This window comes from Sphingomonas sp. Leaf339 (assembly GCF_001426195.1).
Classification (GTDB): Bacteria; Pseudomonadota; Alphaproteobacteria; order Sphingomonadales; family Sphingomonadaceae; genus Sphingomonas.
In genome coordinates this window covers 186,780-202,223 of record NZ_LMRS01000034.1, presented here as the reverse complement: position 1 = coordinate 202,223, position 15,444 = coordinate 186,780, and the positions used below count along the sequence as shown (strand labels likewise).

Here is a 15,444-nt window from a genome sequence, read left to right as displayed (position 1 = left end):
GCGTCAGGCCGCGCCGAATACCCGCGCGAAGATCGTGTCGACGTGCTTGTAATGATAATCGAGATCGAACTTCGACTCGATCTCCTCGACCGGCAGCGCCGCCGTCACGTCGGCATCCGCCTTCAACAGGTCGAGCAGCGATAGCTCGCCGTCGGATTCCCACACGCGCATCGCGTTACGCTGGACGAGGCGGTAGGAATCCTCGCGGCTGACGCCGGCCTGGGTCAGCGCCAGCAGCACGCGCTGCGAATGGACTAGGCCGCCCATGCGGTGCAGGTTCTTGGCCATCCGCGCCGGATACACGACCAGCTTGTCCATCACCCCGGTCAAGCGCGCGAGCGCGAAGTCGAGCGTGATCGTGGCGTCGGGGCCGATATAGCGCTCCACCGACGAATGGCTGATATCGCGCTCATGCCACAGCGCCACATTTTCCAGCGCCGGCGTGACATAGCCGCGCACCATACGGGCGAGGCCGGTCAGGTTCTCGGTCAGCACCGGGTTGCGCTTGTGCGGCATCGCCGATGAACCCTTCTGGCCGGGCGAGAAATACTCCTCCGCCTCCAGCACCTCGGTGCGTTGCAGGTGGCGTACTTCGGTCGACAGCCGCTCGATCGAGCTGGCGATGACGCCCAGCGTGGCGAAGAACATCGCATGGCGATCGCGCGGGATGACCTGCGTCGACACGGGCTCGATGGTCAGGCCGAGCTTGCCGGCGACATATTCCTCCACGAACGGATCGATATTGGCGAAGGTGCCGACCGCGCCGGAGATCGCGCAGGTGGCGATATCGGCGCGCGCGGCGACCAGGCGATCGCGGTTGCGGGCGAATTCGGCATAGGCCTGCGCCAGCTTCAGCCCGAAGGTGACGGGTTCGGCGTGGATGCCGTGGCTGCGCCCGATCGTCGGCGTCAGCTTGTGTTCGATGGCGCGGCGCTTCAGCACCTCCAGCAACTGGTCGAGATCGGCAAGCAGGATGTCGGCGGCACGCGCCAACTGCACTGCGAGACAGGTGTCGAGCACGTCCGACGAGGTCATGCCCTGATGCAGGAAGCGCGCCTCCGGCCCGGTCCGCTCGCTGACATGGGTCAGGAAGGCGATGACGTCATGCTTGGTCTCCGCCTCGATCGCATCGATGCGCGCGACGTCGAACGGGCCGGCGGCGGCATCGGCTTCCCAGATGCGGGCAGCGGCCTCCTTTGGCACGACGCCCAGCTCGGCGAGCGCGTCGGTGGCGTGTGCCTCGATCTCGAACCAGATGCGAAAGCGCGCTTCTGGCGTCCAGAGCGCGGCCATGGGGGCACGGGAATAGCGGGGAATCATGATACCTCGTCTCGGTTCGGCCACGGGTCGTCGTGACTCCGCCCCGGGGGCGGGACGAGTTGCCGTTAGCAGCACTCGCGCCCCCCTTCAAATCTCGCTGCGGGGAACATACCTACAGTATTGATGGTTATACCGCACAGATTTCCACACTAGCTTCCAAGAATTGAGAGGGGAGCCGGCGTCACTTTCGAAGGAGACATGATATGTTGAAGATGATCTTGCTCGCCGGAACGATGACCATCGCCGCACCTGCATTGGCGCAGACCATGGCACCGGCCGATTCGGGTGTGCAGACGGCGCCGCAGACCACTACCGTTGACCCGTCGACAACTGTGCCGCAGACGGCGGTAGATCCCGCCACTTCGACAACGGCACCGGCAACGGCGGCAGCCCCTGCGCAGACAGCGGAAGCAGCGCCGGCGGCCGATGGTACGCAGGTGGCCTCGGCAGTCGACACGCAGTTCGGCACCTATGACAAGAACGCCGACGGCAAGCTGAGCCAGGCGGAATTCTCGTCTTGGATGGTCGCACTGAAGACCGCGAGCGATCCGGCCACGAAGGCCGGCAGCGCCGAGACGAAGAAGTGGGTTGGCGCGGCATTCGCGCAGGCCGATACGGACAAGAACAAGTCGCTCGACAAGACGGAAGTCACCGGCTTTCTGACCAAGGGCTGACCTAAACCCCTTTACCCCTAGCGGGTGAACGCAACGCCGCCGGCACTCCCCCTGTCCGGCGGCGTTGTCGTGTCCGCCTCAGATCAGGCCCTGCGCCCTGAGAGAAACATGGCCGGCGGTACCGACGATCAGATGGTCGTGCACGGCGATCCCCATCGGTTTTCCGGCGGCGACGATCGATCGTGTCACGTCGATGTCCGCCCGGCTGGGGGAGGGGTCGCCCGATGGGTGGTTGTGGACCAGGATGATCGCCGCCGATTGCAGGTCGATCGCCCGGCGGATCACCTCGCGGACGTGCACCGCGGCCTGATCGATCGATCCCTTGCTCATTACTTCGTCCCGGATCAGCATGTTGCGCGTGTTCAGATGCAGGACTCGGAACCGCTCGACCCCGTGATGCGCCATGTCTGCATGAAGATAATCCAGGAGCGCCTGCCAATTGCCCAACACTGGCCGCGCCGCCACCTCGCTCTGTAACAGCCGCGTCGCGGATGCGGTGGCGATGCGGATCGCGGCGGTCGCCGTGTCGCCCATCCCGTCCACTCGCGTCAGCGCCTCCGTATCGGCCGACAACAGGCCGCCGATGCTACCGAACTCGCGCAGCAGCGCCTTGGCGAGCGGCTTCGTGTCGCGGCGCGGAATTGCGAGGGCGAGCAGGTACTCGATCAATTCGTGATCCAGCAGCCCGGCCGGATCAGTCAGCAGGCGGCTGCGCAGCCGGGCGCGGTGGCCGGCGGTATCGGACGGGGGATCTGCATCGGCCATCGGCGGCGACCCTATAAGCCTGTCGATGACAATCAAAGGGGGATGATCAAGGGGTACCCGTCACCCAAGCAGCGGTTGGTTGCCGCTTGGTCCCGCACCGCCTATCTCTTGGGCATGGCCACCACCGCATCCGAAGTCGCCCTGTCCGCCGCCGCCGCCGCGCGCGTGGCGGCGATCGCCAATCGTCAGGGAAAGCCCGCGATCCTGCGATTGTCGGTGCATGGCGGCGGCTGCTCCGGATTTCAGTATAAATTCGGTCTCGCCGATGCGCCCGAGGGCGACGACATGATCGCCGAGACGGACGGCGTGCAACTGGTGGTGGATTCGATCAGCCTCGATCTAGTGCGCGGATGCCGGGTCGATTATGTCGAATCGTTGGGTGGCGCGGCGTTCAAGGTGGATAATCCGCAGGCGGCATCGGGATGCGGCTGTGGTACCAGCTTCGCGGTCTGAGGCATGAAGATCGTCACGTACAACGTCAACGGCATCAAGGCACGGCTGCCCCGCGTCATCGAATATCTGACCGAGGACCAGCCGGATATCGTCTGCCTCCAGGAACTGAAATCCAGCGACGAGACCTTCCCCCTCGCGGAGATCGAGGAGGCGGGATACGGCGCGGTGTGGCATGGGCAAAAGGCGTGGAACGGCGTCGCCGTGCTCGCCAAGGGATCGACTCCCGTCGAGCGTCAGCGCGGTCTGGCCGGTGAACCGGAGGACGAGCACAGCCGCTATCTGGAATGCGAGATCGGCGATCTGGTGGTCGCTTCGCTCTATCTGCCCAATGGCAATCCGCGTCCCGGACCGAAATTCGATTACAAGCTGCGCTGGATGGAGCGCCTGGCCGACCGCGCGCGTGCCATTCTAGCCGAGGAGAAGCCTGCCGTGCTGGCTGGCGACTATAATGTCATCCCCAATGACGACGATACCTTCTCGGTACGCGCGATGCAGGATGACGCCTTGATGCAGCCAGAAAGCCGTGCTTCCTATCGCCGCCTGTTGGCGCAAGGGTGGACCGACGCGCTGCGCACCCGCGAGCCAAAGGGTCGGGTCTGGACCTTCTGGGACTATCAGGCCGGCGCGTGGCAGCGCGACGCCGGCTTCCGTATCGATCACCTGCTCCTCAGCCCACAAGCCGCCGACCGGCTGACCGGGGCGGGCGTCGATAAGGCGTATCGCGGCCGTGAAAAGGCGAGCGATCACGCACCGACCTGGGTGTCCCTGCGATGAAAGCCATGGTGTCCGCCTGGCTTGTGCTGGTTATGGTGCCGGGGGCGGCGGTGGCGCAGGGCCGCGATCTGTGCGCGCACCGGCCGGGACTGGGCACGCCCGCCTGCACCGTCGATCCCGGCCATGTCCTGATCGAAACCGGCGTGGCGGACTGGACCCGCGCCGACAGCGGCGATGGCCGTATCGACACGATCCAGATCGGATCGACGCTCGCCCGCTTTGGCGTGGACGATGCGACCGAGCTGGAGCTCGGCTGGACCCCCTATGGCGACCAGCGCGAGCGAACCGCCACGGGAGACGTGGCGCACATGAGCCGGGTCGGTGACGTGACGGTGGGCATGAAGCGCAGCATCGTGAATCCAGATGGCCACGGCCTGTCCTTTGCGGTGCTGCCGCTCGTCACCCTGCCCGTGGGCCGTACGCCGATCGGCGCGGGCGACTGGGGCGCGGGGCTGACCGCACCATTGACTTACGACCTATCCAATTCGGTGCAGCTGGAATTTACGCCGGAGGTGGATGCAGCGGTCGATGAGGACGGCCAAGGCCATCACCTCGCCTATAGCGCCGTCGTCGGTGCGGAATGGGATGTTGTCGAGACGGTCGAACTGATCGGTGAGGTACAGGCGATCCGCGATCGCGATCCGGGTGGCCGGGCGACGATGTATCTGGCCGGTCTTTCCGCCGCGTGGCAGCCGGGCAAGCGCTGGCAGTTTGATATCGGCACCGCTGCGGGGCTGAACCACGATGCGCCGACCGTGCGCGTGTATGGCGGGATCGCCGCGCTGTTCTGATTACCGGCATCCTTCGGGCAAATTTCGCCAGACAATAGGATAATCTTCGGGCCGGTGGTGTACTTCACCAACACAGCTTTTGCTAAGTTATTGTAATACCGTCATCTGCCGTTTGGCACGGGCCGTGCAAAGTGGTCCATGCGGAATGATCCGCATCGAAAAAGGGTGATGGAAATGTTCGGTTCGAAAATTCTTCTGACGGTGGCCGGCGCAACGACGATGCTGACGGCGGGCGTGGCACAGGCCAGCGAAAAGCCGGTCGTCACCGCGACCAGTGCACCTTCGGCGATGGCATCGGTCGACCTTAACCAGCGTTATTGCATCGTCAGCGATACCACCGGCTCGCGCATCCCGCGCAAGGAATGCGCTCCGCTCGGCCAGTGGAAGGATCGCGGTATCGACCCCTCCCAGATGCGCCGCCGTTGACGGCGATCGCCCCGCGACGCCCGGCGTCGCGGGGCAGCCCGCCTACAGATGGCGCTCGTAGATGATGTAGGTCTTGTTGACCTGGCTCTGGATCGTCTCGGCGATCGATCGCATTCCCTGATTGTCATCAAGAATCCAGCCTATCTCCGCCCGGCTCGCGCCATAGCGCTCGACCGCCGACCGGCGGATATATTCGATCAGGGTAAAGGCCAACTGGCTCGCCATCCGTGACGATTGCAACTCCTTCACCACGCCCATCAACGGCACCCGCACCGTCCGCACCTTGGGCTTGCGCAGCCACAAGAGCAGTTTCGCCCAGCCGAACGGCAACAGCGATCCCTTCAATGGCGCGATCGCTTCGTTCAGATCGGGCAGGGTAATCATAAACGCGACCGGCTTGCCGTCCAGCTCGGCGATACGGATCAAATCCTGGAAAACGATCGGCTTCAGCTTGACGCCGACGTCCGCGATCTCCGGCTCGGTCAGCGGCACGAAGCCCCAGTTGTCCGACCACGCATCGTTCAGGATGCCCAGGATGATCGCCGCCTCCGCGTCGAATTTCGACTTGTCGACCTCGCGGATGCGGATGCGCGCGTTCTTCTCGCCCGACTGGATGATACGGTTTACGATCGGCGGAAATGGCTTGGTGATATCCAGGTCATAGGTCAGCAGCGTCTTGACCGGGGCATAGCCCGCCGCCTCGATCCAGCCGCGATATTCGGGCTTGGCATGGCCCATCATCACCGTAGGCGGATGGTCGTACCCCTCGACCAGCAGGCCGGGTTCTTCCCAGATCGACATCGAGATCGGGCCGAGCGCCCGGCTCATCCCCTCATCGCGCAGCCAGCCTTCTGCGCGCGCGAGCAGCGCCGTGAAGATGTCCTCGCGCTCCGCCTCCATCAGGCCCCATTGGCCGACGCCGGGGCCAAACCCCTGCGCCGGCGGCATGGTCAGCGCCAGCGTATCGATATGCGCGGAGATGCGCCCGACGACCTGACCGTTCTCTTCCGCCAGAAAAAGCTGTGCCTTGGCATGGCTGAACCAGCCGTTCTTGGCGGGGGTAATGAGGCCGAGCGCCTCGGATTTCAGCGGTGGAACCCAGTTGGGGTCGTCACGATACAGGCGGAACGGCAGGTCGACGAAGGTCTTGCGATCCCGCGCCGTCCGTACTTCCCTGATCGTCACATTGTTCGTCATCGTTCCGCCCCCACATCCATTCCACTGGCCCGCTCCCGGATCGGCGCACGTCGTAACCGGCGTATCCGATCATGGCGAGTGGCATTTCCGTCATCCGGTGCGCACGTCAGCGTCTGTAAAAGCCACGCTGCCGCCATTATCTGGTGGCAATGGATCAAGCCATGAACACCACGCTAACCCTGGATCGCGCGACCCCCGGTGGTGCGAAGCCAAACCTTCGGATCGCCGATGATAAGGCGATGCTGCGCGCCGCGGCGGAATTGACCCGCGATCTTGTGCAGCCGAATCCACGCATCTATTGGATGGACCTGATTACCTCGGTCGTGATCGGCTATGGCGCGTTGGCGGTGGCAATCGCATCGCAATCGACCGGCCTGACGGTCGCGGCGATCGTCGTGGCGGTGCTGGGCCTGTACCGCGCGCTCAGCTTCATTCACGAAGTATCGCACATGAAGCACGCGGCGGTGCCTGGCTTCCGACAGGGGTGGGACACGCTGGTCGGCATCCCGATGCTGACGCCGTCCTTCATGTATGAGGGCGTCCATAATCTGCATCACGCCAAGACGCGCTACGGCACAGCCGAGGACCCCGAATATCTGCCGCTGGCGTTGATGAAGCCATGGACTCTGCCGTTGTTCATCGTGATTTCCGCCCTCGCGCCGGTGGCGCTGATCGTCCGTTACGCGGTCCTGTCACCTATCTCCCTGCTGTCGTCCAAGCTGCGCCGCGTCGTGGTCGAGCGGTATTCGGCACTGGCGATCAATCCTCAATTCCGCCGCCGCAGCCCGGAGGGTGATGCGGCAAGCCAATGGGCACGGATCGAAACCGCAGCGAGCATCTGGGCGATCACCCTGCTGACGCTGGCGGCGACGGGCGTGCTGCCGCTGCGGTCGTTCCTCATCATCCTCGGCGTCGCATCCGCCGTGGCGGTCATCAACCAGGTCCGCACGCTTGTTGCGCATCTGTGGGAAAACGAGGGTGAGCCGATGACGGTCACTGCCCAGTATCTCGATACGGTCAACGTTCCGCCGCCGGCCTTGCTGCCTGCTCTGTGGGCGCCCGTGGGTCTGCGTTACCACGCGCTGCACCATCTGCTGCCGGGTCTGCCCTATCACGCCCTGGGCGAAGCGCATCGGCGCATCTCGTCGGCGCTCGACATGGCATCGCCGTATCATAAAGCCAATTATGCCGGACTGCCCGGACTCGTTCTCAAGATCGGTCGCAGCACGATGGTGTCGCGCTCATAGGATCAGAGCCTACGCGATGATTAGCGTCATCTGAAATTGACAGTTATTGGTCGCCGCGCTGGAAGATGGCGCTGTAGAAAATATAGATAATCCATAAGCCGATGATCGGCAGGATGACGTAATACGACGCGTAATGACAAAAGGCATTCCATCCAGCCAGTATGTCACTCAACATGTCGTTCGGCCTTATGGATTAGCATATGACGAGAACCTTGTTGCATCGACTGCAGCGCTTGATCGCTATCTCACCGTCGACGACAGGATTGAGGGGCGTGCTGTCGATCGCTTCAACGATCTGCTTCCGCGACCACCGATGTCCCCAGAAGCACCTCAACACGTTCCCGATTCCTAATTCACGGATGTCACTCTGCTGTCCGTTTCTGTAATCGCGCGTTGTTAGGCAAGGCGGCGGACGGGTATGTCTGCTCCGTTGTGGACATAGTTCTTGCCGGAATCGGGCAATGTGATGAGCGGCGAACCGGAAGGCACTGGTCAGCAGCCGTGAACTGATGGTGCGTGCCGCCGTGATCGGCGGCCCACACGGTGCCGCACGACACTTCTTCTGCCTGCATTGTGGGAGCTGGATCGTCATCCGGCCAACGCGGATGGACGATATCGTCAACGCCCGCGCGACTCTGCCGAACAATGCCGCCAGCTATCAGCCGTTCATCGAAACCTTCACCAGTGAAAAGCTGTCATGGGCGACGACCGGCGCCGACCACGGCTTTACCGGCTTCCCGCCGCCCGAACGATTTGCCGATCTGATAACGGCATTTGCCTACTGATCCTGAAGACCCGGCCGCTATTCCTCGGTCCGGAACAACACCGCTTCACCGATAAACAGGAACAGCAGGAACGGCGCCCAAGCCGCCAGAAACGGCGGATAGGCACCCAGATTGCCCATCGCCAGCGCGAAGTTATCCGCGACGAAATAGGCGAAGCCCAGCGCCATACCGATCACGGCGCGCACGAACAGCTTGCCCGACCGGGCGATACCGAACGCCGCGACCGCACCCAGCAGCGGCATCAGGATCGCCGACAGCGGTCCCGACAGCTTGTGCCACAACGACCCCTCCAGCGCCTTGGTCGGGCGTCCCGATTCCGCCAGATCGGCGATCGCCGCACGCAACGCGCCGAATGACAAGCTATCGGCATCGACCGACGCCAGTGTGAACTGGTCGGCGCGGATACCGCGGCCTATCACCAGCGTATCGAACGGAATCAAGTTGCCGCTCGCCACATCGAACCGTGTACCTGGCCCCACTCGCCAGCCGCCGGCTACATAGACGCCGCGCGTCGCCCGCACGATCGACCGCAAATTGCCGCCGGTGCGATCGTACAGCGTGATACCACCCAATTGCGTCGTCGCACCACGCCCTCGCGTCTGGTTCACCTCGATCAGGTCGTCACCGTCGCGGACCCAAACATTCGCCCGGTCGCCGCGGTCGATCGGCATCTTGCCATAATCGACATTCTGCCACTGCGTCAGCGTCGCGGTAGAGCGTGAGACGACGCGGTCGTTAAACACGAACGATACGATGGCGACGCCCAGGCTGGCAACCAGCAGCGGCGCCAGCACCTGATGCGCCGACAGCCCCGCCGCCTTCAGCGCCACGACCTCGCTGTTCTGATTCATCGTGATGAGCGTCAGGATCGTCCCCAACAACACGCAGAACGGCAGCAGGAACGAGATGATCTGCGGCGACCGCAGCGACACATACGTCCAGATTTGCGACTGCCCGTTGCCCGGCGCCGCCAGGATGTCGCCGGTGGTACTCAAGAGATCGAGCGTCTGGAGCACCAGCACCAGACCCAGCAGGATCGCAAAGGTGCGGACCAGAAACAGCCGCGCCATATAGATCGCGACGGTGCGCGACGGGAAGAAGCTGGTCATTTTCATGGCGCGACTGCCACCTTGCGCCGGCGTCGGCCGGGCAGGCGGCGCATGATCGCCTGACCCGCCTTCGAAAATACCCGTTCCAATGCGCCGATCGGCTGGCCACCGGGGACATAGGCGACGGTGTAAAACATCCAGAACACCAGCCCTGCAAAGATCGCAAACGGCACCCACAGCGCGATGGCGGGGTCGACACGACCCAACTCACCCACCGCCTGCGCATATTCGTTCACCTTATGATAGGTGACGATCATCACGATCGACAGGAAGACACCCAGCGCCGACGACGATCGTTTCGGCGGGATGCCGAGCGCCAGCGCCAATAGGGGCAGCAGGAACATCGTCGACACCTCCGCCAATCGGAAGTGGAACTCCGCCCGACTGGAATCGCGCTGTTGCTCGGTCGCGCCGTCGCTATGGCCCAGACGCGCCAGCTCTGGCAGCGTGAATTCCAGATTACGCCCGCCGCGCTGGCGGAAATTCTCCAGCCGCGGCAGGTCGATCGGCAGATCGTGGCTGCTGAACTGTAACACGCGCGGGGTCGGGAATTCCGGCCGGTTGTGGACGAGGATGCCATTGGTCAGGCGAAAGATGATGACGTTGGGATCGTCGGTCGCCATGAAACGCCCATGCTCCGCGGTCACGCCGATCCAGTCGTTCTTGGGCGTCTGGACATGGACGAAGATGCCGCTCAGGTCGCGGCCCTTGTCCTTGCTCTCCTCGATGCGCAGCGTCATCTTGGGGCCGAGATGAGTGAATTCGCCCACCTTGATCGACGCGCCCAGCGCGCCCGTGCGCAGTTCGAACCGTAATCCCTCGTAATAATACCGCGCGATCGGCTGGACATAACCGACGATCGCCAGGTTCACGAGCGCTAGGCCGATCGCGTACATATACGGCACGCGCAGCATCCGGGTGTAGCTCATCCCCACGCCGCGCATCACATCCAGTTCGGATGAGGTCGCCAGCCGGCGAAAGGCGAGCAGGATGCCGAGCATCAGTCCGATCGGGATGCCCAGCCCCAGATATTCCGGCAACAGGTTGGCGAGCATCCGCCATACCACGCCGATCGGTCCGCCCTGCGTCGCCACGAAATCGAACAGCCGCCGGATGCGGTCGAGCACCAGCAGCATCGCCGCGATGATGAGCGTGGCGAACAGCGGCACGGCGATCAGCTTCGCCAGATAGCGGTCGATGGATTTTAGCAAGGGCGGGGCTCGGACGACAAGGCCTGCCGGCTATAGGCGGCGGCGCGTCGGGCGTCAGGGGAAAAATGACATGGTCGATGCCAAAGACGTATCGCCCTGGGGCATGGGCGGGCGGCTACTCTGCCGCGACCCGGTCCGGCGAGGCCGGATGGCCATCCATTGCCGCGGCCAGCGCCCGTTCCAGTCGCATCAGCGTGAACGGCTTGCGCAACACCTGGTATCCGCTCAGTTCACCCGCGCCCGCATCGCCGGCAAAGCCGGTGACGAACAGCACCGCGACATCGGGGAACCGCGCGCGCAGCCCGGCGATCATCTCCGGCCCGGTCTGGTTCGGCATCAGGACGTCTGACACCACCAGATCGACATGTGGCAATCGTGCCAGCAGATCGGGCGCGAGCAACGGATCAGCACAGGCGACGGGGCGATGGCCCAGCTCCTCCAGCGCATCGACCGTGGCGGCCAGAACGCGGGGATCGTCCTCCACCACCAGCACGTCCAGCCCCGCCCGGTCGGGGGTCACACCCAGCGGCGTCTCCTTGGCCGGCTCGGTCGCCTCTGTGGCTACCTCGCGCGGCAGATACAGCGACACGGTCGTGCCGGCACCCGGCGCGGTCTCGATTGCGATCTCGCCGGCATGCTGGCGCACGAACGCGAAAATCTGGCTGAGGCCCAGGCCCGTTCCCTTGCCGACTTCCTTGGTGGTGAAGAACGGCTCGAAGGCCCGCTCCGCCACCTCCGGCGTCATGCCGCAGCCATTGTCGGCAACCGACAGCATCACATAATCACCCGCCGCGCAGTGGCCAACCGCGTCCGCGGCCAGCGTCACCGCCCTGGTGACGATCCGGATCGTGCCGCGTCCAGCCAGTGCGTCGCGCGCATTCACGGCCAGGTTCAGGACGACGTTTTCCAACTGTACCTGATCGGCGCGCACGCACCATCCCTGTGATTCGTCGCGCCGTGCCAGTGTGATGCCGCCGCCCAGCGTCCGTTCGAGCAGGTCGGACATATCCGCGATCAGCGCCCCGGCCACGATTGCCTCCGGCTTCAGCGACTCCTCCCGGCTGAACGCGAGCAGCCGGCGAGTCAGCGCCGCCGCCCGGTTCGCCCCCTCGGCCGCGCTGTCGAGATGGCGCAGCATCGACACTGGATCGCCATCGGCGTGTCGCCGTGCCAGCTCCAGTCCGCCGACAACCACCGCCAGCATATTGTTGAAATCATGCGCGATGCCGCCAGTCAGCTGGCCAACTGCCTCCATCTTTTGCACCTGGCGCAGCTTGGCTTCCTGCAGGCGTAACTCGGTGGTCGCGGTCGCCACCGCCGTCGCCAGCGCCTCGGCCTGTTCGCGCGCGGCATCGGCCTCGGCGCGCGCGACGATGCGTTCCTCCACAGCGCGCAGGCTCATCCAACCCAGCATCACCGCACCTAGCACCAGCAGCACGCCGAACACCGCCAGCACGCCTGCGATCCGGCTCGATCGATCGACCGACGCCGTCGCTGCCGCGATCCGCTGGTCGAGCAGGGCACGTTCATGGCGGATGATCCCCGCCAGTTCGCGCTCGATCGCACCTAGCGACTCGGCCTTCCGTGCCCTGTAATATCGGGCATAGGCCAGATTGTTCTTGCCGTAACTGGTCGACAGCGCCGTGGTCGACAGCTCTTCGCCGCGCGTTTCGTATGCTGCGCGCAGCCGTTCGATCGCCGGGTCCTGATCCTTGTTGTCGCTGGTCAGCCGCGCCAAACGGTCGATCTGCGACCCCGCCAGCGTCCAGTCCTCAAAATACAACTGGCCCTGCTGCTTGTCGCTGGAGATCACGTACCGGCCCAGCGACGCTTCCGATCGCGCGATGCTGCTCGACAGCGTGCGCGCCAGGATCATGACGTCATAACTATGGCGCTGAAGTTCCAGCGCCCTGTCCCGCTCGCGATTGGAGCCGCCCAGCGTCACGATGAGCGCGACCAGCACAGCAGCCGAAAGCAGCGCCATCACGATCAACGTGACGGTCTGCCACCATGCTGCGCCCCTTCGCGCGTCCGTGTCGCCTTCGCGTTCCACCGACACGGCCTACCTTAACTGTATCGCAGGGGAAAGGTGTCGGCCGACCGACCGATCAGCCGATCGCACCCACCGCGCGACCGGCGGTGGCGAACTTCGCCAGCACCGCATCGATCTGAGCCGTCGTATGCTCTGCGCACAGCGAACAACGCAGTAGATACGTCCCCGCCGGGGTCGCGGGCGGCCGCGCCATGTTCACATACAGCCCGTCTTCCAACAGCATCTGCCACATCGCGACGGCCTGTTCCTGATCGTCCAGGATCACCGCGACGATCGCGCTGTCCGGCGACTTGGTGCCCAGCCGAAAACCCATAGCGGTCAGCCCGCCGTGCAGTTGCCGCGCGTTCGCCCACAATTGCGCCCGCTTATCATGTGCGGTCATCAGCTTGCGGATCGACGCAGCCGCGGTCGCCACCACCGACGGCGGCAGGCTGGCGGTGAAGATATAGGGGCGACAGGCAAGGCGGATCGCCTCGAACTTCGGATGGTTTGACACGCAGAAGCCACCGACCGTGCCGACCGATTTCGAGAAGGTGCCGATGACGAAATCGACTTCGCCCTCCAGTCCCTGATCCTCGTACACGCCGCGTCCGTTCGGGCCATAAAAGCCCATCGAATGCGCCTCGTCCGACAGCACCATCGCGCCGTGCTTCTTGGCGACGGCAACCATCTCCTTCAGCGGTGCGACGTCGCCCAGCATCGAATAGACGCCTTCCAGCACAACCAGCTTGGCCGGCTCCTTCGGCAACCGGCCCAGTCGCTTGTCGAGATCCTCGACCGAATTGTGGCGGAAGCGGACGATCTCGGCATTGCCCTGCGCGCAGCCGTCATAGATCGATGCATGGCTATCGGCGTCGAGGATGACGTATTCGCCCTTGGCCGCCAGCGTCGATATCATGCCCAGATTGGCCATGTATCCGGTAGAAAACACGATCGCGCCGCTCATGTCATAAAAGTCGCGAAGCGCGGCCTCGGCCTCCATATGGTCGCGGAACGTGCCGTTCAGCATCCGGCTGCCATTGGTGCCCGATCCGAACTGGTCGAGCGCGGCGTGGCCGGCAGCGATCACGTCCGGGTCGAACGTCATGCCCATATAGTTGTACGTGCCGAGCAGGATCGTGTCGCGACCGGCGATCACCGCTTCGGTCGGCGATTTCACCTGATCCATGACGATCGCGAACGGATCGATCACGCCGGTGTCGATCAACGCCTGACGCTCGGCGATCAGGCCGTCGAACTTGCTCATCAGGTCGCGTTCCGGCGCGATCGCCGGCGGGTCCATCGATATCGTCTCGGACTGAAAGCCTGCGTCGGTCATCGATTGCCCTTCAGCGTCACAACCGCATCGACCAGCTGGCCGACCGTCTCGATCTCGGCCTGCATGTTCATCGTGATGATGATGTCGAATTCATCCTCGATCGCCGCGACGAAATCCATCACGGTCAGGCTGTCCCATTCCAGATCGCCCTGGAACGTGGTCGCATCGCTCAGCGCGACGCCCTTCTTGTTGAAAGGTTCGATCTGGGCGGTGACGGTGTCGAAGATGCTCTGGCGGTCGGTCATGTCTGTTCCTTGATCCGCAATTGCGGCACGGGTGCGGCGCTATAGCAGGCCGGCGTGGCGATACCATCGTGCGGTATCGGCCAGCCCGGCCATGGTGGGGATGGACGGCACCCAGATCGATGGCGGCGGCCGCCTGTTCGGATCGATCGTCCAGTCGGGATGGCAGAAATACGCGACCCGGTCGGCAGTCAGCCGCGCCTTGTCGCCCCGCCACCAGCGATCGCCGCGCGCGATGATCGACAACAGCCCCTGCGGCAGGTGCATCGGCATCACCCGCCGACCGACCGCCGCGCCGATCGCGCGGGCGAAACCGTCATAGGTCCAGCCGGCCGACCCGTCATCCGCCTCATAGATCGTGCGCACCGGTTCGGCGGCGGCCAGCGCCAGCAACAGCCGCGCCAGATCGTCCACGGCGATCAGCGACAGGCGGCCGGGCGGCGGCAGAAAGGCAAGGCCGTATCGCGCGATCCTGAACAGATCGAGCTGGTCCATGTCGCCGGGGCCATAGATACCGGGCGGCCGAACCATCGTCCACGGCAGCGCGCTGGCCGACACCAGTCGCTCGGCCTCCGCCTTCGACCAGCCATAATTCGACAGGCCGGGCTCGCGCGCGGCCAGCGACGACACATGGACGAAGCGGGGGCTGCCCGCGCGGCCGGCGGCGGCCAGGATCGCGCGCGTCCCCTCGACATTGCCGGCGACGAATCCGGCGCGATCGGGCGCATTCACTACGCCCGCAACATGCACGACCGCATCCGCACCCTCGACCACCCGGTCGAGCGCCGCCGGATCGTCCAGCGCCCCCGCGATCCACACGACCCCGTCACGCTCAGGCTGCGCCCGCCGCGCGAGCGCCCGCACCCGGTGCCCGGCCTCCACCGCCTGCCGAATCAACGCCCCGCCGACGAACCCCGTCCCTCCAGTGATTGCGAGGATCATGGGGCGGGCCGCCTCATCCACTCTTGTTCCCAGGCGGAGGCCGGGGTCCAGCTGCAAAGATGGTGGTGGTGATGCACCGATGTTCCCCAACTGGACCCCGACCTCCGCCAGGGAACGACACGGTCATCCCAAACGGT

General features: G+C 64.5%; 16 protein-coding genes. 7 read left to right on the top strand and 9 right to left on the bottom strand.

Annotated features, from left to right (window positions below; genetic code table 11):
• Nucleotides 1-3: 3 nt before the first annotated feature.
• Nucleotides 4-1,320: an adenylosuccinate lyase gene (purB, locus tag ASG67_RS13455; protein ID WP_082543518.1), complete on the bottom strand. Its 1,317-nt coding sequence runs from the start codon at nucleotides 1,318-1,320 to the stop codon at nucleotides 4-6.
• Between the two features lie 203 nt (nucleotides 1,321-1,523).
• Between purB and ASG67_RS13450 the strand changes: the two genes are divergently transcribed.
• On the top strand, nucleotides 1,524-1,994 hold the full coding sequence (locus tag ASG67_RS13450; RefSeq protein WP_056531158.1) for a calcium-binding protein: 471 nt from the start codon (nucleotides 1,524-1,526) through the stop codon (nucleotides 1,992-1,994).
• Nucleotides 1,995-2,072: 78 nt separating this feature from the next.
• Here ASG67_RS13450 and radC read toward each other — a convergent pair whose 3' ends face one another.
• A complete protein-coding gene (gene radC, locus ASG67_RS13445; protein ID WP_056531155.1) occupies nucleotides 2,073-2,759 on the bottom strand; it encodes a RadC family protein in 687 nt (228 codons plus the stop codon).
• Between the two features lie 114 nt (nucleotides 2,760-2,873).
• Between radC and ASG67_RS13440 the strand changes: the two genes are divergently transcribed.
• The 4 genes from ASG67_RS13440 (at nucleotide 2,874) to ASG67_RS13425 (ending at nucleotide 5,203) form a co-directional block, all read left to right on the top strand.
• Nucleotides 2,874-3,212: a HesB/IscA family protein gene (locus ASG67_RS13440; RefSeq protein ID WP_056531437.1), complete on the top strand. Its 339-nt coding sequence runs from the start codon at nucleotides 2,874-2,876 to the stop codon at nucleotides 3,210-3,212.
• A 3-nt stretch (nucleotides 3,213-3,215) separates the two neighbouring features.
• Entirely contained in the window at nucleotides 3,216-3,986 is a 771-nt protein-coding gene (gene xth, locus ASG67_RS13435; RefSeq protein ID WP_056531152.1) for an exodeoxyribonuclease III, read from the top strand.
• Between the two features lie 8 nt (nucleotides 3,987-3,994).
• Nucleotides 3,995-4,777 carry a transporter gene (locus ASG67_RS13430; RefSeq protein WP_235535205.1) on the top strand — a complete coding sequence of 261 codons (783 nt, stop codon included), beginning with the start codon at nucleotides 3,995-3,997 and terminating at the stop codon, nucleotides 4,775-4,777.
• A 174-nt stretch (nucleotides 4,778-4,951) separates the two neighbouring features.
• Entirely contained in the window at nucleotides 4,952-5,203 is a 252-nt protein-coding gene (locus ASG67_RS13425; RefSeq protein ID WP_156460818.1) for a hypothetical protein, read from the top strand.
• 42 nt (nucleotides 5,204-5,245) lie between these two features.
• On the opposite strand, the gene ASG67_RS13420 is transcribed toward ASG67_RS13425, so the two are convergent.
• A complete protein-coding gene (locus ASG67_RS13420) occupies nucleotides 5,246-6,400 on the bottom strand; it encodes a hypothetical protein (protein ID WP_056531143.1) in 1,155 nt (384 codons plus the stop codon).
• A gap of 161 nt (nucleotides 6,401-6,561) precedes the next feature.
• On the opposite strand from ASG67_RS13420, the gene ASG67_RS13415 reads away from it, so the two are divergent.
• Together ASG67_RS13415 and ASG67_RS13410 are read left to right on the top strand one after the other, a co-directional pair.
• On the top strand, nucleotides 6,562-7,647 hold the full coding sequence (locus ASG67_RS13415) for a fatty acid desaturase family protein (RefSeq protein WP_056531435.1): 1,086 nt from the start codon (nucleotides 6,562-6,564) through the stop codon (nucleotides 7,645-7,647).
• Nucleotides 7,648-8,156: 509 nt separating this feature from the next.
• Nucleotides 8,157-8,432, top strand: coding sequence for a hypothetical protein (locus tag ASG67_RS13410; RefSeq protein ID WP_056531140.1), 276 nt, complete (start codon nucleotides 8,157-8,159; stop codon nucleotides 8,430-8,432).
• 17 nt (nucleotides 8,433-8,449) lie between these two features.
• Here the strand turns inward: ASG67_RS13410 and lptG are convergent, their stop codons facing one another.
• The 6 genes from lptG to ASG67_RS13380 all read right to left on the bottom strand — a co-directional run bounded on the left by lptG (nucleotide 8,450) and on the right by ASG67_RS13380 (nucleotide 15,307).
• Nucleotides 8,450-9,541, bottom strand: a complete 1,092-nt coding sequence (gene lptG, locus ASG67_RS13405; protein ID WP_056531137.1) for an LPS export ABC transporter permease LptG — start codon at nucleotides 9,539-9,541, stop codon at nucleotides 8,450-8,452.
• Nucleotides 9,542-9,543: 2 nt separating this feature from the next.
• Entirely contained in the window at nucleotides 9,544-10,728 is a 1,185-nt protein-coding gene (gene lptF, locus ASG67_RS13400) for an LPS export ABC transporter permease LptF (RefSeq protein WP_056531433.1), read from the bottom strand.
• Between the two features lie 139 nt (nucleotides 10,729-10,867).
• Complete coding sequence (locus tag ASG67_RS13395; protein ID WP_082543548.1) at nucleotides 10,868-12,736, bottom strand: ATP-binding protein; 1,869 nt, start codon at nucleotides 12,734-12,736, stop codon at nucleotides 10,868-10,870.
• 124 nt (nucleotides 12,737-12,860) lie between these two features.
• On the bottom strand, nucleotides 12,861-14,087 hold the full coding sequence (gene spt, locus ASG67_RS13390) for a serine palmitoyltransferase (RefSeq protein WP_414887639.1): 1,227 nt from the start codon (nucleotides 14,085-14,087) through the stop codon (nucleotides 12,861-12,863).
• 32 nt (nucleotides 14,088-14,119) lie between these two features.
• Nucleotides 14,120-14,368 carry an acyl carrier protein gene (locus tag ASG67_RS13385; protein ID WP_056531128.1) on the bottom strand — a complete coding sequence of 83 codons (249 nt, stop codon included), beginning with the start codon at nucleotides 14,366-14,368 and terminating at the stop codon, nucleotides 14,120-14,122.
• 39 nt (nucleotides 14,369-14,407) lie between these two features.
• Nucleotides 14,408-15,307: an SDR family oxidoreductase gene (locus tag ASG67_RS13380; RefSeq protein WP_056531125.1), complete on the bottom strand. Its 900-nt coding sequence runs from the start codon at nucleotides 15,305-15,307 to the stop codon at nucleotides 14,408-14,410.
• Nucleotides 15,308-15,444: the final 137 nt, after the last annotated feature.